Annotated in this window: 12 protein-coding genes and 1 pseudogene; 8 read left to right on the top strand and 5 right to left on the bottom strand. The window is 46.3% G+C overall.

The window, feature by feature from the left end:
• Positions 1 to 1,089 precede the first annotated feature (1,089 nt).
• Together I1H34_RS13135 and I1H34_RS13140 are read left to right on the top strand one after the other, a co-directional pair.
• Positions 1,090 to 1,455 carry a hypothetical protein gene (locus I1H34_RS13135; RefSeq protein ID WP_212664598.1) on the top strand — a complete coding sequence of 122 codons (366 nt, stop codon included), beginning with the start codon at positions 1,090 to 1,092 and terminating at the stop codon, positions 1,453 to 1,455.
• On the top strand, positions 1,455 to 2,963 hold the full coding sequence (locus tag I1H34_RS13140) for a glycoside hydrolase family protein (RefSeq protein ID WP_212666001.1): 1,509 nt from the start codon (positions 1,455 to 1,457) through the stop codon (positions 2,961 to 2,963). Before I1H34_RS13135 ends, I1H34_RS13140 begins: the two co-directional genes overlap by 1 nt.
• Before the next feature lie 120 nt (positions 2,964 to 3,083).
• Here the strand turns inward: I1H34_RS13140 and I1H34_RS13145 are convergent.
• Positions 3,084 to 3,161, bottom strand: a pseudogene (locus I1H34_RS13145) (IS6 family transposase); the annotation flags it as partial.
• Positions 3,162 to 3,434: 273 nt separating this feature from the next.
• Between I1H34_RS13145 and I1H34_RS13150 the strand changes: the two are divergent.
• From I1H34_RS13150 to I1H34_RS13175, 6 genes are all read left to right on the top strand, one after another.
• Positions 3,435 to 7,475 carry a hypothetical protein gene (locus I1H34_RS13150; protein ID WP_212666002.1) on the top strand — a complete coding sequence of 1,347 codons (4,041 nt, stop codon included), beginning with the start codon at positions 3,435 to 3,437 and terminating at the stop codon, positions 7,473 to 7,475.
• 197 nt (positions 7,476 to 7,672) lie between these two features.
• Complete coding sequence (locus tag I1H34_RS13155) at positions 7,673 to 7,873, top strand: hypothetical protein (RefSeq protein ID WP_212666003.1); 201 nt, start codon at positions 7,673 to 7,675, stop codon at positions 7,871 to 7,873.
• Between the two features lie 92 nt (positions 7,874 to 7,965).
• Positions 7,966 to 9,606, top strand: coding sequence for a hypothetical protein (locus I1H34_RS13160; protein WP_212666004.1), 1,641 nt, complete (start codon positions 7,966 to 7,968; stop codon positions 9,604 to 9,606).
• A 296-nt stretch (positions 9,607 to 9,902) separates the two neighbouring features.
• A complete protein-coding gene (locus I1H34_RS13165; protein WP_212666005.1) occupies positions 9,903 to 11,825 on the top strand; it encodes an anthrax toxin-like adenylyl cyclase domain-containing protein in 1,923 nt (640 codons plus the stop codon).
• 59 nt (positions 11,826 to 11,884) lie between these two features.
• Positions 11,885 to 16,429 carry a DUF6603 domain-containing protein gene (locus I1H34_RS13170; protein WP_212666006.1) on the top strand — a complete coding sequence of 1,515 codons (4,545 nt, stop codon included), beginning with the start codon at positions 11,885 to 11,887 and terminating at the stop codon, positions 16,427 to 16,429.
• Between the two features lie 23 nt (positions 16,430 to 16,452).
• A complete protein-coding gene (locus tag I1H34_RS13175; protein WP_212666007.1) occupies positions 16,453 to 18,624 on the top strand; it encodes a hypothetical protein in 2,172 nt (723 codons plus the stop codon).
• 558 nt (positions 18,625 to 19,182) lie between these two features.
• Here the strand turns inward: I1H34_RS13175 and I1H34_RS13180 are convergent.
• The 4 genes from I1H34_RS13180 to fmdA form a co-directional block, all read right to left on the bottom strand.
• Entirely contained in the window at positions 19,183 to 22,317 is a 3,135-nt protein-coding gene (locus I1H34_RS13180) for an alpha-mannosidase (protein ID WP_212666008.1), read from the bottom strand.
• Positions 22,318 to 22,455: 138 nt separating this feature from the next.
• Positions 22,456 to 24,066: a cation:proton antiporter domain-containing protein gene (locus I1H34_RS13185; RefSeq protein WP_212666009.1), complete on the bottom strand. Its 1,611-nt coding sequence runs from the start codon at positions 24,064 to 24,066 to the stop codon at positions 22,456 to 22,458.
• Between the two features lie 47 nt (positions 24,067 to 24,113).
• Positions 24,114 to 24,392, bottom strand: coding sequence for an FmdB family zinc ribbon protein (locus I1H34_RS13190; RefSeq protein WP_212666010.1), 279 nt, complete (start codon positions 24,390 to 24,392; stop codon positions 24,114 to 24,116).
• A 123-nt stretch (positions 24,393 to 24,515) separates the two neighbouring features.
• Positions 24,516 to 25,730 (bottom strand): formamidase, encoded by a 1,215-nt coding sequence (gene fmdA / locus I1H34_RS13195; protein WP_212666011.1) that lies wholly within the window; start codon positions 25,728 to 25,730, stop codon positions 24,516 to 24,518.
• Positions 25,731 to 26,244 lie beyond the last annotated feature (514 nt).

Genomic DNA, 26,244 nt, shown 5'->3' on the forward strand with positions numbered 1-26,244 from the left:
ACAAGAAGCTCGAAGTAGTTGTAGTATTCCTTCTCATGTTAAGGTATAGCTTTTAAGTTATAAAAGTTCTCGTTTATATCGTTCGATAACTTCATTTCAATAAACTATTAGGCAAGGCTAGTGCATTGAGATTTAGAAGATTTTTGATCTCTGATGAAAAATTAATCAATTGATTACTGTCAAGATAAAGGAATTTCAAATTAGAAAGCTGCCCTATTTCTGAAGAGACACTACACAGTCCATTGAACTCAAGGTCCAGCTATTCCAAATTAGCAAGATTGCCAATTTCTGGAGGTAAGTGTTGGGCACTACTCTCTTAAGGAGTGATCAATTCGTAAGACGCATTGCCAACATAGTGTTCTAGCTTTTTAAAGCGAAAACTTCTCAAGTTTTTTCTGCATTTAGATTTGATATTCCTATCATGTCTTAACAAAATAGTGCCACAGATTTAATGTAGTTATTAAAAAAATTGATCATGATTATAGCTCCAGAAAGATAAATCATTTCTTCTAGATTTGAATTCAACTCCCTCAATCTATATCGGCCTTCAACTTCTAACTCTAGAATTCAGATAAAATTCATCAAATATATTAGTGATCTAGAAGAAATACCCAAAGCTAATTAATAATAAGAGCAAAACTTAGGGTGCATTATGGCAATCTTGATCTACTTATCTAACCACCCCTGACAATTTCAACATGACTGATCAAGATTTATTAAAAGTGCCATCGTGTATCACAACATTTTTAGGTAATGGAGCTGCTCAAGACTGTTGCAGCTTTAAACACAACTACACACACAGAATGTGTTCACAATCACTTTAAAAATAGTCATATATCACTGAATACCTCTAAAACGAGTGTTCTAATTCAGATAGAAATCAGTTCACGCCACTCTTTAGTCATAATTCACTATTTATCTTCTAAAAAGAATTTATTGCATTAGATAGAAGCCTGAGAAGTATCAGACTTAACCCAATGAGTTAACGATACTTGTCTTGAGTTTTACCCAGGATATCTGCACCAATCAGAAGGTTGCTTCAACAGGCAGCAAAGCACTCAATTGATCAATATTTCAAGGAGATTAGGTATGTCCGGGATATTCCAAGATAGTAAAGGCAAGCAATCCTCAGGAAGGCTGCAGACCACCGCATCGGTATTGGTGGGACTTGGCCTCGCCATTACCCTGGCTGCTGGAGAATGGCGAGGAAAAGCTTTTTCAGAAAACCTATATATCCTAACTGGGGCCTTGACGATTGGCGGCGCAGGCATGAAGGGCTTACAAAAATTTTCAGAGCATGACAAACAGCCTCAATCCGCTGCACCACCCACAAAAGTAGCAGCCCCTCAAATCGTAGCTGTGCCATCTACCGAGGTGGTTTCAACTTCCTCTAAAGTCATCAAGATTCAAACCCCTGAAAAAGAATTAACCGCCGTTTTACAGGAGGGCTGGTAATGCCATTTATTACAGCGAAAAAGAATACTCTCCTAGCCCCCTTACCCAACCAACCCCACCTTCAGCCCTTAAATCGATTAGCAAAAGTGTATGAAGGAGGAATCCTAGGCATCATTAAAGTGTCTGCCGTAAATTCACAGTTGGCGGAGATTACCTTAGCAGGCCCCTATACCTGGCATGACCATTACCCAACGATTGAAACAGGTGTCACACGATATATCAATCCAGTATCGTGGCATATTCCAGAGGATGCCTGGGAGAAACCAGAAGTCCCTGCCTTGCCCGCCCCCACTTCTAACCTCTCCCAACCAGAGACTCCAGGGATTCCCTTGCTACCACCAGAGGTCGCCCAACTCAACCACTTCTACGAAGGCTGTCAAAGGAAATTAGCGGATGGGCGAATTCAAGCTTATCCCGATCCCAGAGCCGGAAGTGGTGGGCTACCCGTAACGATTGGCTGGGGCAGTACCTATTACAAAGATGGTTCTGCCATCCAGATGGGGGACATCATTACCCAAACCGAAGCAGATGAATTATACGATTACATTTGCCACAAGGATTTTTGGATCAAGTTGCAATCGACCATCCCTTACTGGGACGACATGACCCATCAACAGCGGGCCGCTTTAACCAGCTTTGCCTATAACAATGGCGCTGATTTTTACGGTTCCCCCAACCATAGAACCATCACACGCAACTTAAAAGAAAAAGATTGGCAGGCGGTCCCTGGCACCCTGATGATGTACCGTAACCCCGGCGAAAATGTGGAAGTGGGGTTAGGTCGCCGCCGATATGCCGAAGCTAAAGTCTGGTGTGGTGAAGTGCCAACGACCGCTTGTGCCGCCGCTGCCCAGGAAATTCAGACTGCCCAGGACTGCGAACCCATTGAACAGCGGCTCAAAATCAACCCACCGGCGGTGGTAGGTTTTGAATCTATGGTGACCATCTCAACACCAATCCAACCTTCTGGTCCTCGGCAGCTCCATGTTATAGCAGGGATGAAAGGCCCAAAGTCTCATCCAGATGCCCATGGCTTTAAACCCGGAGACTATCATCTAGTGGCCAATGATGCCGTAGGGAAGATCAAGTGCTATGACTATGACGGTACTTTGATGTGGGAATTATCATGTCTCTGTCGTGGTCAGTTTGAGGACAATTACTTTGGCAAACATGGAGATACCCCGGCAGGTCTCTACAAATGTGGGCAAATCTATCGGGACTATGAGCAAGCGGGTGACCATGCTGGCTATACCCGCGACCGCATGTCTTATGGCTGGTTTAGTTTTGATCTGGTTGAACTAGAAAGCCAAGAAGCTAATCTGGGTCGGGCAGGGATTATGATCCATGGCGGCGGCAGTGGTTGCGGATGGCCAGGTGCATGGAAACCGAAGCAACCTATGTTCGCAACCCTAGGCTGTATCAGAATGTATAACCAAGATCTACGCGACAAAGTCGTGCCCTTATACGATCAGCCTGGTGCCACCCTTTTTGTCAGTGTCTATCAGTAGCTACTCTCTTAGAAGAGACAAAGATGACAGAGTGAGAAATACTGTAGCCGATCGCTAGATTAAAACAGTGTTCCAAGAAGCCAAGCTTTGCATCTTATTTCAGCCAGGATTGAACTTTTAGCGGCAATACCACCGGACATTGAGCAGGATGAACTCAGCTTGATAATGACGCCATTTAGATAGGTTAGCAGTTTTCATGGGTGGGAGAGAAAAGAAACACAGCTTCTCAGATTACCACTGGTTCTCAGCGCAGACACAATTTTTCGACACAACTAGGTAATTCATGAAAGGTAGACGGAGTTTAGCTTATGGCACGCAATCAGCCTATCAGACTGGTGTAGGCTCCTAAATTTTGGCTATTCAGGACTGACAGATTCAATGTTTGGCTGCCATCGTCTTTCACAACGGTGCAGAGGCGATAAAAATACTCTACACCACCAGGATTTTATAGTTTGGAGACTTTTCCTAAGCATGAGCAACGTATTATTGGTCCCGATACATGCAGATGCCTTACATCTCAAATTTGGAACCGGTGTTGCAGAAACAATGACAGCGCCTAATCGCCTCCCCTATTTCAGTGGACAACGAGATGTTAATCCTGATATTGCTAATCTCAGTGAGTCTATTGTTTCTCAACCTTTTCAAAATAAGAACCTTTTTCTAAAAGCGGGCATTCATCTACATTGGTCTTTGCCTGATGCCCTGACTCAAGAAATTGAGAATGGCAACTTTCCAGCAGTTCCCAATCGTTGGTTAGTCACTCGGCGACTGGATAAAGATACAGAACATTGGGTGATTGAAAGTGATTATCTTTATCCACCCGATGCAGGTTTTCAGGAGGATAGTGTCATGTATCCTTATGCTGACTCCGAAAACTCCTATCTTCCAGGCTTTCGGTATCTTGGCCGAACGCTAACATTAGAGGAATGGAAGCAACAGCAACCAGCAAGTAGCGCCGATGCCAAGCACCTAGAGCGCTTGACGGCTATCGGGTATGGTGAACCCACGTTTGCGGCTTTTTATCCTAATTGTCGAAGTGTATTTGGCTTTCACGATCCTAAATATGCCGATGCTACAGCGCTGCCCGAGGGTCTGCAATACGATGTGATTGGCTGGTACAGCAACGCTGAGCAGAACTATCTGAGCGAATTTATCCAAGATTTTAAGAACAACTTCAAGACGGACTTTCCAGATGCAGAATTGACGCTCGAAGCCTTGATGAACAGTATCCAAGAGGAATTCAAGTGGAAATTTGAGTGGGGGGATGAGAGCTTGAATCCAACAAGTGAAGCCCCTCAGGTTGTCTGTTATTCACGGTTAACTTTCCAACCGCCTAAAGACTACTCAGGGCAACCTCCCTTAGAGACCGCTAATATTCGTCTGGCTGTTGCAAATACAGGCACAGAGGCCTTATCAGCTTATCTGGCTGAGACTATCGATCAATCTCAGAAAGCGGCGATTGAGGAACAATTGGAAGCGCTACAGTTTACCGACGACTTAGAAAGTCAACAGTTAGATATTGGCCCTAAGTGTCAGGAGATTCGTCATGAGGCTGGGTTCAATGCGGTCACGGGCCACTTTCTGTGGAAAGTTCGTATAGAAACACAAACACAGCCATCCTCTTCAGATCCGTCTTCTTCAGAAAGCACATCTTCTCAGACAAAATTTGACATCCCATCCGATATTGCCGCCGGGCTCAATGCTCTCAACCAGCAACAGCAGCTCTATGATGCTGCATTGGCAGAATTGGGCGCTAGACGTAGACAACTTTTCTCTGACTGGTACAAGTATATGATTTGTGCCTATCCCCCAGAAGATAGCCAGGATGACTATCCTGATATTGATCAAGTCAAGTACTATATCCAACAACGAGGACTCGAACCGCTATTAGAAAAGGCCCAGGCCACTGGAAAATTAGATTTAGATAATCCAGACAGCTTGCCTCTGACATCAGACTCTGAGATTTCCCTGGCCTCCGAACTCGCGGGGCTAATCAACAATGTAGTGCGGACGATTGATACCCACAATCAAGCCCTTCAAGATGAATACGATGCTCTAGACGAGACAGAAAAAGAAAAAGCGTCTCAGCCGCCGACCTATCAGTTGGAATTGGTTAGCGGGCCTCGCTACTGGGAACCGAAAGAGCCAGTTGTGTTAATGGAAGGGGATGCTGTCGCAGCGAGTCAACGGCATGGTGAAGATGGTCGTTTGAGTGAGGATGGGTTACTTGAGTGCCAAACGCTTACTAATCGGACGATTCAAGATTTAATTGCGGAAGACTTCAAACTTGTTTTCGAGACAATTGACCAACTCGATCGTCAAAGCGAGCAAGAAGGAATCGGCTTTAATATTTGGACAGCTCAACCTTGGAATCCCATTCTACTGGAATGGTTGGTTGAAGTCTTTCCAGTGACTGAAGGTGGTAATAAAACGTCCGCCAATCGTAAATATAGTGATAATTTTCTAACGCGAAATTATACACTGCAGGCAAATGATATCGATTTATCACCCGAATCTACCTACGCTGTTGCTGCAGATACGGCGGCGAATCGCATCAAAACGGACCAAGATTCTAATATCTACAGCGGCTCTAGCATTTTAACGCCCTATGCTAATTCACTTCTGCAGATGCGAATTGAAGCGTATTTGCAAAAACACAAAACGCTGGAAACCTATTATCAAGAGCAAAACATTGAGCTGGATCAGCAGAATATTGAGTTGCTAGCCGAGCAAATTGACAATATTGAGTTGTGGTACGTCAATAAGACTTTTTCGGACCCTATCTATACCGCGATTAAGGCGTATCAGGAGCTACAAAGCTTAAATTGTTTGTCTCAGTCTATCGGCGGGTTTAATGATGTACTGCTCATGCACAAGCAAACCTTGCAGCTAGAGATTGAAGACCCGATTGGGTTTGCGGATTACCAGGCCTTTACATCCGAGGTGGCGGCAGCGGTTGAAGATGAAGCTGAAAGTGCTCCCCAACCGTTGGATGATTTTAGTCCGATTCGCTCGGGAGAACTGCGGATTATTGATTTGCAGTTAGTGGATACGTTTGGACAAGTTAGAAATTTAGACTGGCAGGTTAACTCAAATGAATATGTGATTAAGCCAGAGCATATGAAGGCCGCAGAAAACAATCGGATTAAGCTGCCGCCTCGCTTTGTGCAACCCACCCGGATTAATTTCCGTTGGTTAGCTGCCAATGATGCAGATAACCGAGAAACCAATGATGATCCTAGCACTACGCCTATTTGTGGCTGGATACTGCCGAACAACCTGAATGGGGGTTTAACGTTTTACGATAATGCGGGGCAAGCGTTGGGAGCGATTAATGTCAATGGGGAATGGGATGATGTGCCGGGCGAAACGACCCTGGCGACCACAATCATTGAGGGACAAGAAGTTCCCAATATTGCGAATCCCCATTTGCACAAAATGGTGAAAACCATCATTACGTCAGGCCCTGAGTTTGTTGAAAACTTTAATCTATGTCTCAACAATGCGCTGAATCATATCGATCCAGAAAACTTTGCGCAGAATCAAAGTTTGGCCTTACTTATGGGACGTCCGATCGCAGTGGTGCGAGCAGCCGTTAACTTAGAGCTACAAGGACTTCCCGCCATCAACCAAGATTGGACTGTATTTCGTCAAGATATGCAGCAGATGCGATCGCATGAGCAAAGAGACACGGATGATTTAACCGAGGTCAAGGTTCCCATTCGCATTGGAGCGTACCAACAACTTAATGATGGCGTCATTGGCTATTGGAAAGAACAGCCTGTAGCAGAGGGAGGCTATGAGTATGAAGACAACATTTTCTATGCCCAACAAAGCGATTTGAATGAATCTGACAAGATTGAAGGCGTCGAAGAAGTCCCCATTAATATTATCCAGTCCATTAGCAGTCCTCCCCAACGATTAACGATGTTGGTGGATCCGAGAGGGAGCGTTCATGCCACAGCGGGTATTTTGCCCAGTAAGGTAATTACGATTCCATCGGAACAGTATGCAGAGGCGTTAGCCAATATTAAGGTGACGTTCTTAACGACACCTATTTTGACGGAGCGGACCCAACAAGGGCGTTTGCACCTGCCGTTGCCAACAGCGCCGGACTATGACTGGGTTTGGCTAGAGCAAAAAGGCAGAGACACCTGGTCAGAGATTTTGACAACGCCAGTGATTGAGAAAACAAATTTTGTTCAATCTTTCGTTGAGAAGACATCTGATCCCAATCTAGATCCTGACTCTGTGTGGCAAGGATTATTAGATCAAGCATGGCTCACATTTCCGCCTTCGGGTGGTAATGGCGCTGCTTCGAGTAAAGCCCATATTGTTGACCGAGATAAACGGGAAGTCCTGACGGGAGCCTTGGAAAATCTCGATGATTTGATTGATCAGATCTTTGATCTACAGGAAATCAGCATCAATCCAGTTTCTTCTCAAGCCACCTTCTTAAGGGAGCAAGAAATCCGAGAAGGATGGCTGGTGTTGAGCCCATCCCAACGCTAACTATTACTTTGGCAGACAAACAGAATACAGTCGCTAGCGCTACTCACTGCCAACCCACCCCGCCCTACGGGCACCCCTCCCAAGAGGGGATCTACTTTAGGCTTGTCTATTTAAGTGCCGGGGCAATAAGCTCTGGCCAAGTCTAGATCGAAGGAACCGAATAACGCTGCTTTTTACGATTCTTTGAGGAGACAACAATGGAACAAATCAGTATTAATTTAACCCTGGAAGAAGTCAACACAATCCTAGAATCCTTGGGCCGACTTCCTTATACCGAGGTTTTTCAACTTATTCATAAAGTCAAAGCGCAGGCTGAGGCTCAGGTGCAGGCGAATGAAATACGCAGGCAGGAACAGAATCCATCTGTCGCACAGGCCAATTTGGAAGTGCTTGTATAAGCACCCGTTTTATTAGAACCAGTTGCAAAAGAACTAATTGCGCTCTTTTCGGGCAAATCATTCAATTTGGAGAACGTTCAATGGTTAGTGTAGTGAACAACGGTCTTATTAAGGCTCCTGCTCGTCCCGATCTTTTGCAGATTTTCCTGCAGGATGAGGATGGCCAAAATATCCTTGGCATTGATGATGGCGCGCTAAGGCAGTCGCTGCGCATTGAGATCGTCAACACCTCTGGCAGAGATCTGGAATTACAGCCCATTGCTCATACTGCGCTCAGTGGCAGAATCTATCATTTTGCCGTCTCGTTTAGACCCGGAACATTGGTAGATATTTCATCGATTTCCTTAAGGGAGATTGCCGAAGGTTGGACGATGCAGGGCCAAGGGAATACGCTCTATTTTGGCATGGCAGAAAAGACGGTCATTCCTCAGGGAGAAAGAATGACCCTAACGCTGGAGAGTATTAGCGCTGCATCCGAGGGCGGATCGCGAGGAACGCGGGTCGAAATCAAGTACGACCAACTGTTATATCAAGGGTCTAATGAAACCATCAGCGGCAGTCGTTTGCAGTATCTCAATATTGTTAATCAGCGGGGGAAGAAACAAATTCCGCTATACGTCGGGTTTTTAGGGTCCAATACGATTCTCAATGATGGGCAGGAGAATGAATTGACCCTAACGATTCAAAGTCTTCCCAATATGAGTGTTCCCTTTATTGATCTATCCCCCCAAGAAGTATCAAATACGTTAGAAAACTCTAGTATTACTAAAGTAGGCTCTCCCGCAAATTCCACCAGCGTGCTCTCTCTGCAGGACATTCAGCTCGGAAAAATTAGTCCGACGGAGGCCCAAATCGCGAATTCCATCATCGTTAAACCAGATAATAGCAAGCGCGCAGAAGGCATCTTAAAGTGTCGAGGAGCGAACGAAGGAACCTTAGATCAGGCGACTAAGTTTACGATTACCTTTGATGTGGCAGCGACGGAATCTGATGCGCCCCAAGATTGGGCCTTGCTGAATACCAATGATGCGGATGAGGTCAGGATTTCGGTTGAATCTAATCAAGAAAATTGGGGATTTGGCGGCAAGGAGACCCAAGGTATCAGCCCCCAATGGAGTTACATCTGCCAAAAGGGATGGCAAGTTTCAGGTCGCCAAGAGCTGCTCAGACTCAAGATCACGAATCTCAAAACGATCTTGAAATCGGGCTATGCCAATCTATATGTTCACTTTGAAAATATTCCAGGGTATTGGGATGGATATATCACGGTTCCTATTCATAAAGGGCCGCTAGTCTATCGGGAAGATTCTGCGGGTAAGGTGGGCTGCGTGGGTATTGGCACAGATGAACCGCAGGCTAAGCTCCATGTGAAACCCTCGTCGGGACTAGATGGGTTGAGGGTTGAAGGAAATACAAAGATTTCAGGTGATTTAGAAATACAGGGTGACATCAAATTTGAGTCAAAACCATTTCAAATCAAGAAATTTACGGGGGGAGATTTCCCCCAAATAGATACAAAATATTCAGCTCTACACTGGGTTGTAATTATTGCTGGATTTAGGCCAGATGTTCCCAGTTCTGACAAGCCAGCCAGAGGACAACGTGTTTTTACCTTTGTAAGCAATGGGACGTGGAAGATTAGGGCAGATAGTATGGGGCCAATAGAAAAAGGTTGGCAAATTAACGTCCTGGCTATTCGGAAAAATTGGGTTGATGTAATCAGTTTGATCTAGCCTTAGCTTGTGAGACAAAAAATAACAGCGATCGCACTTTATTCGTTTCAATTTTTATTAGTCATGAGTAATGAAAACACAAAGGCACTCGCACCCTATTCCGCTCTTATTTACTCTTCACTGCAAGCGAATAAGAAGTGATGGAAACAGAAATGCGATCGCAGGTTTACCCGTTTCTGTTTAAAGAAGAGATAGGTGATGAATAGAAGATGCGATCGCCTGTCTGAAATGAGTATCGAATGCTGATCATTACCTGCTCATCCAAGATTACTACTAAACTTCGAGAGAACAAGATAATGCTGACAAAAAATAAATTCAAAATAGTAACAGCACCGATTCAATTCTTAACATCCAAAAAAAAGTTTCCACTGCCTACTACAAAAGCTGTTAAGGCTGGCTACAGTGAACTACTTAAGGAAGGTTTTCCGACAAAGGTTTCAAAGGCATTTCAAAAGGCTGCAGATGAGCTGAACTGTGTGATCTGGAGCCGAGTACCGGGTAAAGCCTGCACGACGCTAATCGATGAAGGCTATAATCTCAAGCCTTTTTATGTTCATGGGAAATCCTGTAACTGGGGACCAATGGCGGGGTTTGTCTGTCAACTGCCCGCATTGAATAAGTCGGGTGCTAGCAAGATGGATTACAACCTTAAGGAACATCTAAATTCTTTGAAATGGCTAGAAGAAATACGAAAAAGGGAAAGGGAGCAAGATAAAGTTGCCGACTCTCTTTTTCTCCCACTTTCGATATCGGACAAACGAAAAAATGAACTCACTAATAGTGAAGATTTTCTTGGGAAAGAAGGTGTAGATTATCATCAGATTGACAATGGTTTAATTGTCGGTATCGCCCAGGACAAAAATAAAACAGTTGCAGTCGAATACTTAATCAAGAAAAGAACCGATAATTCTAAGCTATGGGATGTCTATCATAGGAATATTTACATTCATGAAGTTGAAGACAAATATTACTTCAATTATCTAAAAGAAAGATCAGACAGTTTCTTTGTTCCTCCTAACCCTGTTCATACCAGCTTAGATAATGTCACTAAATACAACCAAAGTATTGAAAAATCCATAGATTCAAACAGTATAAAAAATCCAGATGATCTAGGCGATCTCGACGAAATCAATAAAAGCTTAAAATCCTTATTAGACAATCTAGTTCAATCGACAATTGTAATGTCGCCTAGCGGCACTCAACCCTTGAAAAAGTTTTATCCTATTAATGGCATTCAGAGTCCGTACCTGGCATACAGAGACGAAGCAAACCTGTATAAAAACGCCGTATCAGGCGACTATGACTTGTTTGCAGTCTGGCCATTTACGCCCAATGCCTCATTTGAGATGACCACTCGTATTTCGGAGCGCGCGTCTAAACCATCAGAATCCGATAAAATCCAGCGTCTTTTTATACCAGTTGAAGCGAAGGAAAATGCGGTAGAGATCACTAAATCTAGAAACGTATTTATTGAATTTATTGGCACCTACAAAGAACTCGATGGGAAAGAGGATCGTGAACTTGGCAACATAAATGATCTCGTTTCTCTCGCAGCTCAGACGCTCAACTCTTTAATCCGGGCGACGTACCTGGGTAAGAATGCGAAAGATAAAGGGCAATTTCCCAATCGGGCTTTTCATAGTGATGAAGGTGGGCGACCAGGAGTGGATGAGATAGAGTACCCGATCGCTTTCTTCATGCCCAAATCGAAACCTCTATGGAATGATTTAAAGCAGGAGGAATCAAGATTAATAAAGGACGGTTTAATAAAAGAAGAAGGCATATTAAAAAGTACTGCGTTTGTAGTGGAGAACCACGTTGAGTTTCTTTCGCTAGTTCAACTGCTAAGAAGGCAATTCTACGTTTTCCTACACGATGGATGGTTTATGCACTGGATGTGCTTAGCTGCTGGCAAGCTTGCCATAACTGAGAAAACAGGGAACGTAACTTTACCAGACAAACCAAGACGATATCTTAAAGCTCGGGAAAAAGAGATTGATGATTTGGGTGATGTCTCACAACAGTCTATAGAGTCGCTATTAAGAGAAATACTGGCTCCGACTCCAGCTACAGCAACTGCTCTAGAGCGAAATGCAGCATCCAGAGCTTTTCAAGGCGTGGCTGAAAATTTCCTTGAGCTTGCTGCGTATCAACAATCTCCTGATGTCGCTGAGCGCAAAGATCTGATCTCACCTTTAGAGATCAAGATACCTGAATAGTCTCAATCTATTTGCAAGTTTAAGCAACCTCTCAATGTAAGCAAGGGAAGGCACCTCCCATGACAACAGACGCAACGACAGCAACATCCATCGTTTTCAATCAAGCCAATCTCAGCGAGGCTTGCCTGGATGACCTGCAACAATATTTCTGGACGCGAAGTATCGAACTTGAAAAACCAGAACAAGATGAAACCGATCCGCAAATTCATCGAGGCAAAGGTACGCTGCTGAACGTTGCCTGTCAGATAGAGGTGTTCAGCAAGGCCGATCAATCTTTACTGATCCTCTGCGCTCAGCCGATTGAAGACTGGAACTTTGGCACTTGTTTTCCCCTGATGCCGGGAGAATCCGAAACAGGCGACTCAGCAGACACTTTTTTCCTGCGTTTTATCACCCTCCAAGATCCACTCTGGTTCTATATCTATTCGGCTTCGCCCTTAGATGAGCCGACCTTGCAAGCTGAAGTCAATAAACTGCAATTTTGGCAGGAATGGTCTAGCCGAAACAATCCAACATTGCCGACGGAGAATGGCCTAAATCTATGGGGTGGACTCCTCCCTGATCTTCCCGGACTAGAGTCTCTGATTGATTTCATTGGCATCGATCTATCTGAGTTTCTGATTCAATCTCAGGTCACCTTTTCAGACGAATTCCCTGTCCTCACCCTGCTGCTGACGATAGGGCCAGAGGGCTTTCAATTTGGGCCTGGCACCTTGAAAGATGCCGTTATTGAGCTATCTTCGCCACTCTATTTCTCACCGAATGATTCGCAGATTCGTCTAATCGGAACGCTGGATCTCAATGATGGTCAGCAAGGCATCGACATCAATGTTGATTTCCCCCGCGATGACGATCTAATCACCGCAACCGGAACCTACACTCACAATTCCCTTCCCTTTGTTGACGAATCTGATCTTGCCGATTTACCGTCTTTGCAATCCCAGGGCAGCATCACATTAGACCTCCAGTTTTCCAAACGTGAAAAAAGCCTTGAACAGGTCAGCTTTACCCTTGATCTGGAAAATTGGACCCTGATTGACAATGTATTGACCCTTAACGGACTGTTATTTAACTTTTCTGTTGATGAGCCCTTGGATGCCAGGATAGTCACGGCGTCTATTGATGCTCAAGCCACTCTGGGCAAAGACAGTCAAATGACGCTCCTCGGTGGCGGCCATTATCCCAGCAAACAATTTTATTTAGGTCTGGACACCCAAACACCAGTCAAAATTGCTGATTTCGTAGCCGATTTAGGCGCGCCGTCCGATGGCATCCCCGACCTGACCATTAACGAGTTGAGTACTGAATTCAATCTGGATAGTGAGGCGTTCGCCGCGCGGGTTGATGTTTCTGGAACCTGGGAAATTATCAGCAATGTGGAGCTGAATGCACTGCGCTTCAAGGTTTATGGACAAGGGGCCTACAGTTGTGAAATCGCTGCCGAATTTGCGATCGCAGGCATAGCCCTCAACCTGGAAGCTGATTACGACGGGGATGCGTGGCAATTCAACGGCAGCACTGGACAAGGGCAAGCCATCCCGATTGGCCCAGTGGCCCAACCGACTGAAGACGGACAACCCACTTTGGCCGAAGATTTAGGCAATATCTTTGGTGACGTTCCCTTACCCGCAGCCATAGAAGACCTCACGATTCAAAATCTAGCGGTTTCCTTCAACAGTGAGACCAAAGACTTTACATTTACGGCTGCATCCCAGTTTTTGGTTGACGGTCAAGCCGTGGATATTACCATCATCATCGAGATTACCCGCCAAGATGACAATTCCTTTCTCAAAACGTTTGGCGGCTACATCACCGTCGGGGATCTACAGTTCAACCTGCTCTTCACTCAAGACAAAACGGCCAAAACCCTCCTCGCGGCCTATAACAATCCCAATAGAGAGGCCCTGAAAGTTAAGCGTCTTATCGAAGGTATTTCTGACGACATTGCCGCCTATGTTCCTACTACGCTAGAAATCACTCTCCGAGATGCTCTATTTATCTACAGTAAATCCCAGGGTAAATCCCAGGTCTTCTTTGGTCTCAACCTCAGTTCCACAATCAATTTCACACAGCTGCCCCTAGTCGGGAAAGATCTTCCCTCCGATAAAACCCTCGGCATTGATGATTTACAATTTCTGCTCGCCTCCCAGAACCTGACGTCCGAAACGGTTGACGATTTCAACACCCTCCTTACTCTCCTTCCCGATGACATAACGCCCATCCCCTACAGTCCCCCCTCCAAGCCATCCATCCCGGCGATCAAGAAAGGCATGACGGTTAGCGCCAACCTGCAACTCGGCGACATCCGTCAAGTTCTCACCCTACCGATCACCACCGACAGTCCACCGCCGTCTACTATCGAGTCCACCGCGTCTGCAACGCCCGCCACGCCCACCGCCGTCGAATCCACCAGTATCGAGTCCACCACCATCGAGTCCACCACCGTCGAGCCCGCTACCGACGGCACTCAATGGTATGCCCTCAATAAAAAGGTTGGGCCGCTGTACTTTGCTAGGATCGGCGTCCAATATCAAGACGACGTCCTCTGGTTTCTCTTAGATGCTGCGATCGCCATGGCCGGACTCAACCTAACCCTAGACGGTTTATCCGTTGGCTCCCCTCTCAAAAAATTCCAGCCCAAATTCCAGCTCCAGGGCCTCGGCGTTAGCTACGAAAGCAAAGGCACCCTTTCCATTGCAGGGGCCTTACTCAGAACGACTATTGACGGCAGAGACGAATACTCTGGTGCCATCCTCGTCAAAACCACAACCTTGTCCATCGCGGCCCTCGGTTCTTACACTAAGTTCAACGGCCACCCCTCCCTCTTTATCTATGGCATCCTCAATAAACCCCTCGGGGGTCCTCCTTTCTTTTTCATTACCGGACTCGCCCTCGGGTTCGCTTACAATCGCCAGCTGATCCCACCCACCCTCGACGAAATTCCTCAGTTCCCCCTAGTTCGCGCTGCCATCAACCGCACCCCTGCCGATCCTGCTGAATTAATCGCCATCCAGCAAGATCTCCGTCCCTCCATCCCGCCTAAAGTTGGGCGCATTCTGCTGGCGGTGGGCATCAAGTTCACCTCTTTCAAGATTATTGAATCCTTCGTCCTGCTCGTTGTTAGTTTCGGCGATCAATTCATCCTTGACTTATTCGGCATTTCCACCCTTATTTCACCCCCACTCCCCCCTAATAAAAGCATCCCCCCCCTCGCCCAAGTTCGATTTGCCATCGTGGCTCGATTCGCCCCCGCCGAAGGCATCCTTCAGGTTGAAGGCAAAATCCTGCCTGACTCCTATCTGTTTGACCGTGATTGCCGACTCAGCGGTGGCTTCGCTTTCTACACTTGGTTCTCCGGCCCCTATGCAGGAGACTTTGTTCTCACCGTAGGCGGTTATCATCCCCGTTTCCAGGTCCCAGAACACTATCCCAGAGTCGATCCCCTGGCACTCAATTGGCGCATTAGCAAAAACTTAAGTGTCAAAGGCAGTCTTTACTTTGCGCTCACCGCCTCCGCGATTATGGCTGGTGGACGCTTAGAAGCCAATTGGAAATCGGGCAGAATTAAAGCGTGGTTTGTTTCCTACGCCCATTTTATTGTCTCTTGGCAGCCCTATTTTTATGATGCGCGGATGGGCGTTAGTATCGGTGCCTCCTACAGCTTCCGCATTTTCAGGCGGACCAGAAAAATTTCAATCCAAGTCGGTGCCGATTTGCACATTTGGGGACCCAAGTTCTCCGGCAAAGCCAGAGTTCGTCTTAGAATCGTTTCCTTTACCGTTCGCTTTGGCAATCGTTCTCAGCAGAAACCACCGGCACTTAACTGGACCGAGTTTAAGCAATCTTTCTTACCGTCGGATCAAGACGTATGCACCCTTACGGTTGAACGTGGCCTACTCCACCAGATCGGCGAAGGAGACGCAGAACGCTTTATCGTTAATCCCAAAGACTTTGCGTTGACGGCCAGCTCTGTGATTCCGATTAAAGAGATTGAGCCTGACAAAGTGGCCATTAAAACGCAGACTGCCTCTGGGACAACACCTCAAACGAGGACTTTTGGCATTGCCTCAATGGATGTCAATAACCAAGCATTTACAGAATCGAAATACCGTATATCCCTCGCAAAAATCGCAGCAGACGGGAGCGAGGTTCCCCAGGAAAGCGGCTTAGAATGCGTTCCGATCGCAAAAAACATTCCGGCTGGCTTGTGGGGAGAATCCAATACCACTGACCCGACTCGGGAAGGATTGATCAGCAATGTTTTGTCTGGGTATACCATTCAACCCGCAAATCCATCCCAGCCTGGCGTCACGCAATCGATTGATCGCAAGAATATCGCCTACGACACCGAATCTGTTGCAAATGCCTATCAATGGCAGTCAGGTTCAGTGTTTTCAAGCAGTGAAGAGGGGGATGAGGACACCAGAGAACAAGCGATCGGTAAAACCATCACCTCTGAAGCGGTCAAAACTGCCAGAACTCAATTGCTACAAAGCTTGGGAATATCGGAGGTCGATATTGACGAGATGGATTTAGCAGACTTTGAAACCGCCCAAGGAAGAGAGCGAGCCTTTATTATCGCGCCACAGCTTGAAACCGTTTAGTCCATTCATCGCGAATTTGAACAATGAGCACTAAAGTTACCGACCCAACCGCCCAGGGGCAAATCCAGTTTATTCAAAGCCATCAGACTGCGTTAGAGCCTGGCCAATACAAAGTTTCAGTGAAGCAAACGGTCAAAGTTGCGAAGGACAATGATGCCTTTAGTTCGCATCTGACCTTTGTGGTGCAAGGCAATCGCTTTGCGTTACCCCAACCTGATATTCATGCAGTTTTTCCGCCTGCCGGAAGCTCTGGCGATTACTCCCATACCCTGCCGCATATTGCCCTCAAAAGTAGCACGCTACCGTGGGAAAGGTTAGCGCAACCCGATAACCCAAAGACACCTTGGCTAGCCCTGATTCTGATTCACGAGGGAGAACCACTCCTAAGCACAATTCAGAAAGACACGATTTTAGCAACGCCACTTTACGATTCCCAGAACATTGAGCTAACCGCTGATCAAAAAGACCAACTATGGCAGCATCTTTTTTCAGAAAGGATTGGCTGGATTCAGGCGATCGATGATGAAGCCATGATCCTGGAGCCGAGCCGTCGTCAGTCCGATCAACTCACGGGAGATTTTGCAGGACTGGAAACGCAAGTTGAGGTCATCCTAGCGCAATCCGAAAAGACGAAACTGATTCCCCTGGGTAAATTACAGCAATCTTCAAGCGGCCCGATCAAATGGCCTGGCGTAGACCTAGAAATTAGCCAAAAAGTCGACGACAACGTCGCCGTCATTGATGTCCCCAAAAAGCTGCTGTCAGAGCTATTGCCCACAGCTGAGGATCTAGAATACTTAGCCCATGTCCGTCAAGTGACCGGCGACGCCGAGAGCACTGAACCCCTATCGGTGGTAATTAGCAATCGGCTTCCTAAACCAGATGGAATAAGCACGGCCTATTTAGTTTCCTTAGAAAACCGATATGCCAACGGCAAATTTGATGATCAAAATGCCACCGATGACGAGTATATCCGTCTCGTGACCCTAAAAAGCTGGAGCTTTGCCTGCACTAACCCCGAACAAAATTTTGCTGGATTGCTCAAAAATCTCAGCAAAGATACCCTAAGACTCCCAACCCAGGATAATCTTGCAGCAGACCCCTATCTAGCCAAAGGCTATCGTGCATTTCCTCATTATCTTCGACAGGGCGGCAAAACCTTTTCTTGGTATCATAGCCCTCTCCTGCCCGGAGAAAATCCGACCTCACTCCACTTATCGCAACTGGCTATTCGCAATGCCGATCAATTGATTGCCTACAATCCGAACACGGGGTTATTTGATATTTCCTACGCCGCTGCCTGGCAACTGGGTCAACTATTAGCCCTCCAAGATAAACAATTCGCCACCCGCCTGTTTAACTGGAAACGAGCCAATGCCCAAAAGCTAGCCAAAGATAATCAACAGGCACTCTACCCTCATCTCTTTTCTGAACGTGAGAATACATCTGTGGACCTTGAGCTTCCGGGCGATATCAAGCCCTGGTTTGAGCGCCTCGGACTGCTCCAGGGTGTGCCCTTTAACTACTTAGTCCCCGATGAACAGATGCTGCCGAACGAGTCCATCCGGTTCTTCTCTTTAGATTGGTTTTGGGTAGAATCGCTGCTGGATGGTGCCTTTAGTATTGGTCGAGTCCAAGATGCTGATGTCCAACAGGATCGCGATCATAATCCGCTAGCGGGTGAGCCCAAACGCATCAGTGGTTGCTTAATCCGCTCAGACGTCGTATCGGGTTGGCCTGATTTACAAATAGAGGGCTCCGCCGCGTCCATTGTGGGGGATAGTCCCATGAATGAGACTCAGAAATTAACCATATTACGGCGAGATCGCCTCTCTGAGGACGTTTTTATCTGTTTGTTTGATGGCGTTATTGGTACTGTCGATATTTCCCTAAAACCAGAAGGACTGAATTTTGGCGTCAATCATGATGAGATCGGAAACGTATGGCGAGAGTTAAGAACACTAGAGGGCTTAGAACAAAGTGACTGGAATATTCATCTCATTCCCGCAGAAGATAAGCAACTCCCGATGATTAACCAGAAAAGCGTTATCAATATTACGAATTTGGCAAATGGGATGAAAACTAAATTAGAAGAACAGGCGCAGTCAGTCGATGATTTTACAGCCGCTCAATTTTCCTTACAGATGATTCAAGGGATAGAAAAAGTAAGATTTTCGATGGCGGCAAGCGCCTAGGCTTTAATTTTTCCCAAGGCAGTTAAACTTGCCCTCAAATACTCCTGGGAGCAGTGCTCAATGCACCTCAAAACGAACAACTCGTTTTGGGTTTTATTTCATGACTAGAATTATCTAAAACCCTTTTTCTATATAGCTTTACATCGACACAGGCTAAAATAGCTCCAGCCTTTAGTTTGACGTTCGATTAGGAGTGCAGATGCTGACTGCCTGACATAAGTGCCTCAAAGCCTTTAGATACGTGGCTTTTGGATGCTGAATAGCAGGGTGTATAAGGCTAAATTTTGGCATTGTTCGCACGTCAAACGCAACCTAACCGTACTACCAACTCTCTTGCCTTAGGGGGCAACGTTGCTATTCTTACAGTGCAAACCCATACGAGGAAAAGGCTTTCAGAGATGTGTCAGGCAGTCAGGTGCAGATGTCATTTTCAACTACATTTTGAAGTTTCTACATACGGGATGTCAGTGGAAAGAGCTGCCCATTGAAAAGGACAAAAATGGTCAATATTTCAGGTCAACTGGATAAAAACCCGAAATCAGTTGCTAGTGTGACGGCCTACTCACTAGGGCAACTGCCATATATCCATGTTTGAATTTTCCAGGGTTGAATCTCCCTAGGGCTTTCCTGATTGGTTTCTTTTTCTAATAAATCAACGGGCTGGCTCAATTTGAGTTGCAGATTGTTACTGATCGCCGTTGTGGCGTCTTGACCATGGCATTCGTAGCACCGCAAGATCCATTGATTGGGGTCATCCTCTGATATTTTCAAAGCCATCAGCACTAAATTATCTGGCCCAAGGGTGAAGAACTGCTTCTGGGGGGGGAGTCCGTGAGTTCTGGGTTCAGATGATGTTAATGCGCGGAGGGGGCGATTGAGTTCATACCCCTTGTGGGTTGTTCGGGCAGTCTGCCAGGATCCTGAATGGGGATAGATGGCATAGGTGAATTGGTGATGGCCGCGATCGCAACCTGGATCCGGCCAATTTGGACTGCGTAATAGGGTCAACCTGAGTTGGCTCGGCTGAGCATCGTAACCATACTTACAGTCATTCAAGATGCTGATACCATAAGCAGGTTCATTCGTATCTGTTAAATCAGCCCATTGCAAAGCAGGTACTTCCCACTTCGCCTGCTCTTTAGCATCCAGTTGAGAATTAGGTAAGGTGGGCCGTTGAATCGCACCACAGGGGATTTCGTAGGCCGCAAAGTCGGATGAGATTGTCAGGGGAAAGGCCGTTTTAACGAGCACTTGGCTTTCCTGCCAGTCCACAGTTGTTTCAACTTTAAGCAGTGGCGAATCTATCTCCAGCACGTAATCCTGGCAAAACTGAGATTGACCAAACTGATGCTTCACCCGTACTCGTTGCTGTAGGGGGCCTTGGCTGACCCATTCAATAGATTGCAGGGTTGCTCCAGGAAGCCTTTTGTTTTCGTAGTCAGGATCAATATTCCAAGCATCCCAATATTGGCCCTTGTCGGTAAAAAACTGGAGTTGATTACCTGGACTAGACAGCACCTGTCGCTGAGCTACTTTGTCAAAGATTTGGGTTAGCTCGCCAGTGTGCTCGTCAACTTGCACCTGTAAATAGTTATTTTCTAAGGTCCAATTTTTAGGTGTAATGTCGAGTTGATCGGTTGGGGCAATCTCTAGGGGCGTTAACCAATACTGCTGGTAACCAATTATAGGTGCGTTAGCCCTAAAACAGAGGAAATTCGGTTTGTCGGGATGGCGCTGACTAGGCAGTATTTCTCCTTCGATTGTGGAAATCTGCCATTGTTTCTGCGGGGCGGGCAGTTCTACCCACACTAATTCAGAACGCGGCCAGTTGAGGGAGTTAAATACTACAACCGATCGGCTATCGGGGGAAGGTGCTGGACCATCGATAGCGCCTGCGATCGCATCTAACGCGATATGCAAATGTTCGGTGGCGGTTTGTTGAGCTGAGTCCCAGTCTCGATTGGCATCCACAAACACTTGGGGAATTGAGGATCCAGGCAAGATGTCGTGGAACTGGTTAAACAAAACCTTCTTCCAGGCCTGTTCTAGGTCATCTTTTGGGTAAGTATGGTCGAGGGTGAGGGTTGCGATCGCATTCCACAATTCCGCTTCATACAGCAACCCTTCACACTCTCGGTTGTAACGTTTCTGGTCAGCGTGGCTGGTATAACAGCCTCGATGCAATTCTAGGTAGAGTTCATCGTCCCAAACAGGCACTTGTTGAATCTGAGATTCCACCTGCTGACAAAAGTGTTCAGCCGTGGATGGCTGTAGTTTAGGGAATAGAGGAGATTGTTGCCACTGGCGGGCCACTTCCAACATGTCGCGAGTCGGACCACCGCCATGATCTCCTACCCCAGGTAGCCATAGGCATTCTTGTACCCCGGTTGAAGCTTCCCATTCCTGGGCATAGGTTCCCATCTTGACCGGGTAAATTTGTTCCCCAATGGGAGGCATCATAATGCTGAAAATCTCAGTCCCGTCTGGTGATCGCCACTTAAACACCTCATAGGGAAACTCCGTGGTATCGTTCCAGCGCAATTTCTGGGTTAAGAAATAGTCAATCCCCCCCTGCTTCAAAATTTGGGGGAGCTGCCAGCAGAATCCAAAACTATCGGGTAGCCATGCTGTCTTGCTGATGCAGCCAAATTTTTCTTGGGTATACTTTTGCCCATATAGGACTTGGCGGACTAAGGATTCCCCACTGATTAAATTAAGCTCCGGTTCTACCCATAGCCCGGCAGCTACCTCCCACGTCCCTTTACCGACTTGTGTTTGAATTTGAGTAAACAACTCTGGACGATTTTGCTCAAACCATGCATATAGAGCTGGGGAAGAATGGCAGAAAATGAGTTCAGGAAAATCCGCCTGTAAATTCAGCACCGACTTGAAAGTTCGTTCTGCAGCTTCCCAGGTTTCGGCCACGGGCCATAACCACGCTAAATCCAAATGGGCATGACCAATCCAGTTGATTTGGCGCTTTTGCAACCAAGCCTTCCATGGAGAAAGATGTTGGTGAAGTTGCTCCAAACTGTGGCTAAATGCTTTTGGGTTAACAACCTGGGACCAATCGAGGGTGGCGATAGCTTCACTTAGATGGGCTATTTCTGCTGGTGAAAATTTTGCTAGGTAGCCTTGTAAGACCGCTAGTTCATCGGCGACTTTACCTGGATCCAGGAGAGGAGATGGAGGTTCGTATAGGAGTTGCGATCTCACTAACGCCCCCGGATCATGCCCCGGACTGACCAGTCGAAGGGCAACTGCAATTTCCTCCCCAGGTTGAGCCACAGAACTCAGAACAATCCGAGCCACACAGTCATATAAATCTCCTGCCTGAACCAACTCTCCGTTGACAAAGATTTCGGCTTTTTCTGCCCACCAAGTCAGAGCCAATCTGAGCTTACAGCCTGCGAGAGGGTAGCGAAACTGATCATTTGGGATTGAGATAACCTGCCCCAACCACAGCACTAAATGCCCTTGGGACCAGTCAATATGCTCCCTGGCATTGAGTTGTCCTGGTGACCATGTTGGCCAAGTCTGTGGATCTAGACCTATCTCTATGGGCAGATCCCCCAAGCATACTTGCCAATTGGCTTGAACATTCAACTGAGTTAGTTGACGCAGTTTCAAAATCGCAGAATCAGCGAGGTTATCTTGCTCAAAGCTATGTTCTGGAGAGGATTTTGACTGCATAAGCTATGCCATTGGAACGGTGTATAACCCGAAAAATATCAAAGATTTCTCTTGAGTCATTCAGCAGTATAGAACCCATTTAGGATCTTGCTCAGAGTTGTACAGATTCGAAAATGCTTGACCTCTAAAATTTTTTAGCTAGCTGATAGATTGAGTGGGAGAACGGTCGGGTTCTACGAGCATGACTGGAATAGTACTGGTTGCCAATACGGCTCTAGAAGCCGATCCGACAAAGACCTGTTGCCAAGGGCGATGGCCCCGTTTACCCATAATGATTTCATCCGCATGATACTGCTGAGCTGACTTGAGAAGCACATCTGATACCGTTCCGGCAATCATCACAAATTGGTGGGGCACATCTAATAACAATCGACTGATATGAGCTTGTAAAACCTGAGTCGATGCTGATGGTTCTCCCTGGAGGGCATGGACGACTATTACGTCAGCTTGACAGCGGCGAGCAACTTCGGCCGTTTTAGTTAAAACTAGAATCGCTAAGTCTGAGGTATCCACTGCGGCTAACAGGATGGTCTTACGATTAACCATCACTTTAGTGGGATCAATGGGATCTTGAGTCAATAATTTAGGTGCAAAGGTAGGAATAGCCCAAGCGCCAAGAGGAGCTGTGATCAAGATAGACAGCGCGGCTACGGCAAGAATAATGTCGCCGCCTTCTAGGTTCAAACTGAGTGGTACGGCTCCGATGGCTGCTTGAACCGTTGCTTTTGCTGAATTACCAGGTAGGAGAAACAATCGCTCTTTCCAGTTCCAGTTGCTTCGGTAGGTGGATAAGGCCCACCCCAGCATCCGACCAAAAACAATGCCAATGGTCAGTAATAGTAGCCCTGGCCAAAAGGCTTTGCCCAGGATCTGTAGTTGGATGCTGGCCCCCATGAGTACAAACAAGATGATTTCGGCACCGATCCACAGTGCGTTAAACCCAATTCGCAGGCGTCGAGCTAGGGGTGGAGAAAATTCAATGATGAAAAATCCGAAGGCCATCACTGCCAAGTAGCCAGAATAAATCGGTAGAAAGTGGGTGCCAACGACTAATAACAGAGCAAGGCAGGCCGCAACTAATACTTCTTGCACCTGGGTGTCTACCCAGGAAGATTGGGTCAAGAGGAGTGTGAATAATCGGGCAACGCCATAGCCGAACAATGCCCCGACGCCAATTTGTAAGACGACTTGCAAGGGAAGAAAGGCTAGCCCATTGCTTTGTCCCTGAGTCAGGAAATTAATCAATAAGCTAAAGACTAGTAGGACAAGGACATCCGATAAGGCACTACCCGTCAAGATGGCATCTGCGATTCCTTTGCCCACTCCCCATCCCAGATTTTTCAGGTGCAACATGCCGGGGACAATAACTGCAGGAGATTCGGCACTGATGATGCACCCTAGCAGCAATCCTGTCGCCCAGTTGAACTGAAATAGCACCATTGCGGTAACGGTGATTGCGATCGCTTCACACATCGCTGGCAAAAAACCCAACCGCAGGGCGACACTGCCTTGCTGCAGCAGCTTATCTCGGTCTAATCCCAAACCTGCCCGCATCAAAATCACCATAACGGCGAACTGGCGTAACTCAGGTGCTTTAGCAAGGATGCCAGTACTAATGCGATTGAACCCTTCTGGGCCCAGGAGAAACCCGACCAAAATCATGCCGATCAGGCCAGGTGCTCCCAAGCGTTTGGCTAACTGTCCAGCCCCAAACCCAACTAGCAAAATCCAAATTGTACTTTCTAGCATCCCCAGCCTTATCTATCCCTGTCGAATAGTATGCAGGAAGAGAGGGCTTAATACCGGGCGGGGGCATGGCTGACCATCCAAGGACGTCCAGCCTTGGCCTGCTGAAATCGGGCGGGAGGAGGACTCATTTCTTTGCGGGTTACCACTTTAGGTGTCTGATCTCGTTGCGGAAAACGGCCCATATTTAAACTAATATTGGGAGCAGAAATAAGTCTAATTGCCACTTGATTACAACTTGAACAATGAATCGGTAAATCTAAATCGCTGATCTGGAGCCACTGCTCAAAATCACCACAATCACTACACCGATAATCATACAAAGGCATATACAGCTCCATGATTAAAAAAATTGCAGATTATGCGAAAGAGAATTGAGTGCTGCAAACTATAACAGCACTCAACCGTTGAGGAGAAAGGCACGTCGTAGAGAGATGTTAAACGGATATCCGTTATACCGGTAAGATATCTTGGTCAAAAATAGCAGTCGGCAAAGCAAGGGTACAGCAGGCATTGGGGACATCTACAATGCCACTGATTCGCCCTTCAACTGGGGCACAACTAAGCAATAAGTAAGCTTGTTCTCCGGTAAAGCCAAAGTGTTTTAAATAATTAATTGCATTCAAACAGGCTCGTCGATACGCGACATGGGCGTCAAGGTAATATTGCTCTCCCGTAAACTCATCCACAGAAATCCCTTCAAAGATGAGATATTCGGAATAGTGAGGTTCAACTGGACCGGGTTTGAAGATGGGGTTGACCATCGAATATTTTTCCATGCCACCTTTGATAATATCGACGTGTAAATCGATATATCCAGACATTTCTATCGCCCCACAGAAAGAGATCTCTCCATCTCCTTGGGAGAAATGAATGTCCCCCATGGAAAGCTTGGCCCCTTCGACATAAACGGGAAAATAGATGCGAGATCCCTTAGACAAGTTTTTAATATCGCAGTTACCGCCATGTTCTCGGGGAGGAACAGTACGGGCAGCTTCGGACGCAACCCGATCAAACTCTGGTCCTTTATCTGCATAACTGCCTAGCTTCCCCAGCACGGCATAATTTGGATTGGGAAGCGCTGCATAGGGAGGAATTTTAGGTTTCCAGGGCGGTCCCCCCTCACTCTCCCCTTGATCGACTAATGTTTGCTCCCGTTGATTCCAGGTATTTAACAGATTTTGAGATGGGGCACAACCGATGAGGCCAGGATGGGTAATGCCTGCAAATCGAACACCAGGGATGTGGCGAGTTTTGGTAAAGATCCCTTCCAAGTCCCAACAAGCTTTAGCGGCTGCCGGAAAATGATCCGTCAGAAAACCGCCGCCATTGTTGCGATCAAATATGCCGGTAAATCCCCATTCATCTCCAGGCAAGGCACCAATATCAAGCAAATCCACCACAAGAATATCGCCTGGCTCAGCCCCATTTACATGGATAGGGCCACTGAGAACATGAACGACCTGAAGCTCAACATCTCGGATATCACTTGGATCATCATTGTTACCAATTTGTCCATCTGTCCAGTCTTTACATTCGATTCTGAAGACATCTCCTGTATTAACGGAGACAACAGCTGGAATATCTGGGTGCCATCGATTATGGCCTGGCACCTCTTGTTCATGCATCGGTTTAGTCAGATCTATTTTGAAAAGAGTTTCGGGCATAATGATGCAATCCTATTATTAGCAGGAACGAAAACTTAGTTGGGATTCATTTATCTACAGAGCTATTCTCCAAATGTTGATTTCAGGATGAATATGATTGTTAGGCTAAGGCAGTGGATATCTCTTAAAAGTTAATTTGGATACAATCTACTGAAGATTAATAAAAGTATTTATATGTGTATTTAAAAAATGTATACTTGCAGCTTAGTGCGCAGAAAGCTACTGAAGTAGCTGGGCTATATTGATTTAGAAATTACTAATATTTAGGATTCAGTTTATTGTCTAAATCTTGAGTCAATCAGCTTAATTTCTAGAGAATAAGCTTGCTTAGTAATGATCATAGACTCAAGTACTTATATTATCTTAGTAGGTGAATCATGATTCTTAGAAAGGCAAAGAAAAGGCCTACGCAGAACATAGGCTGGAGTGAATCTACTATAAATATACAGTAAGAAAATATTTATATTGTTTGCCAGTATACTAATTCAATCTGTATCTATAATTAATTTATGTC

The organism is Acaryochloris marina S15 (assembly GCF_018336915.1).
Lineage (GTDB): Bacteria > Cyanobacteriota > Cyanobacteriia > Thermosynechococcales > Thermosynechococcaceae > Acaryochloris > Acaryochloris marina_A.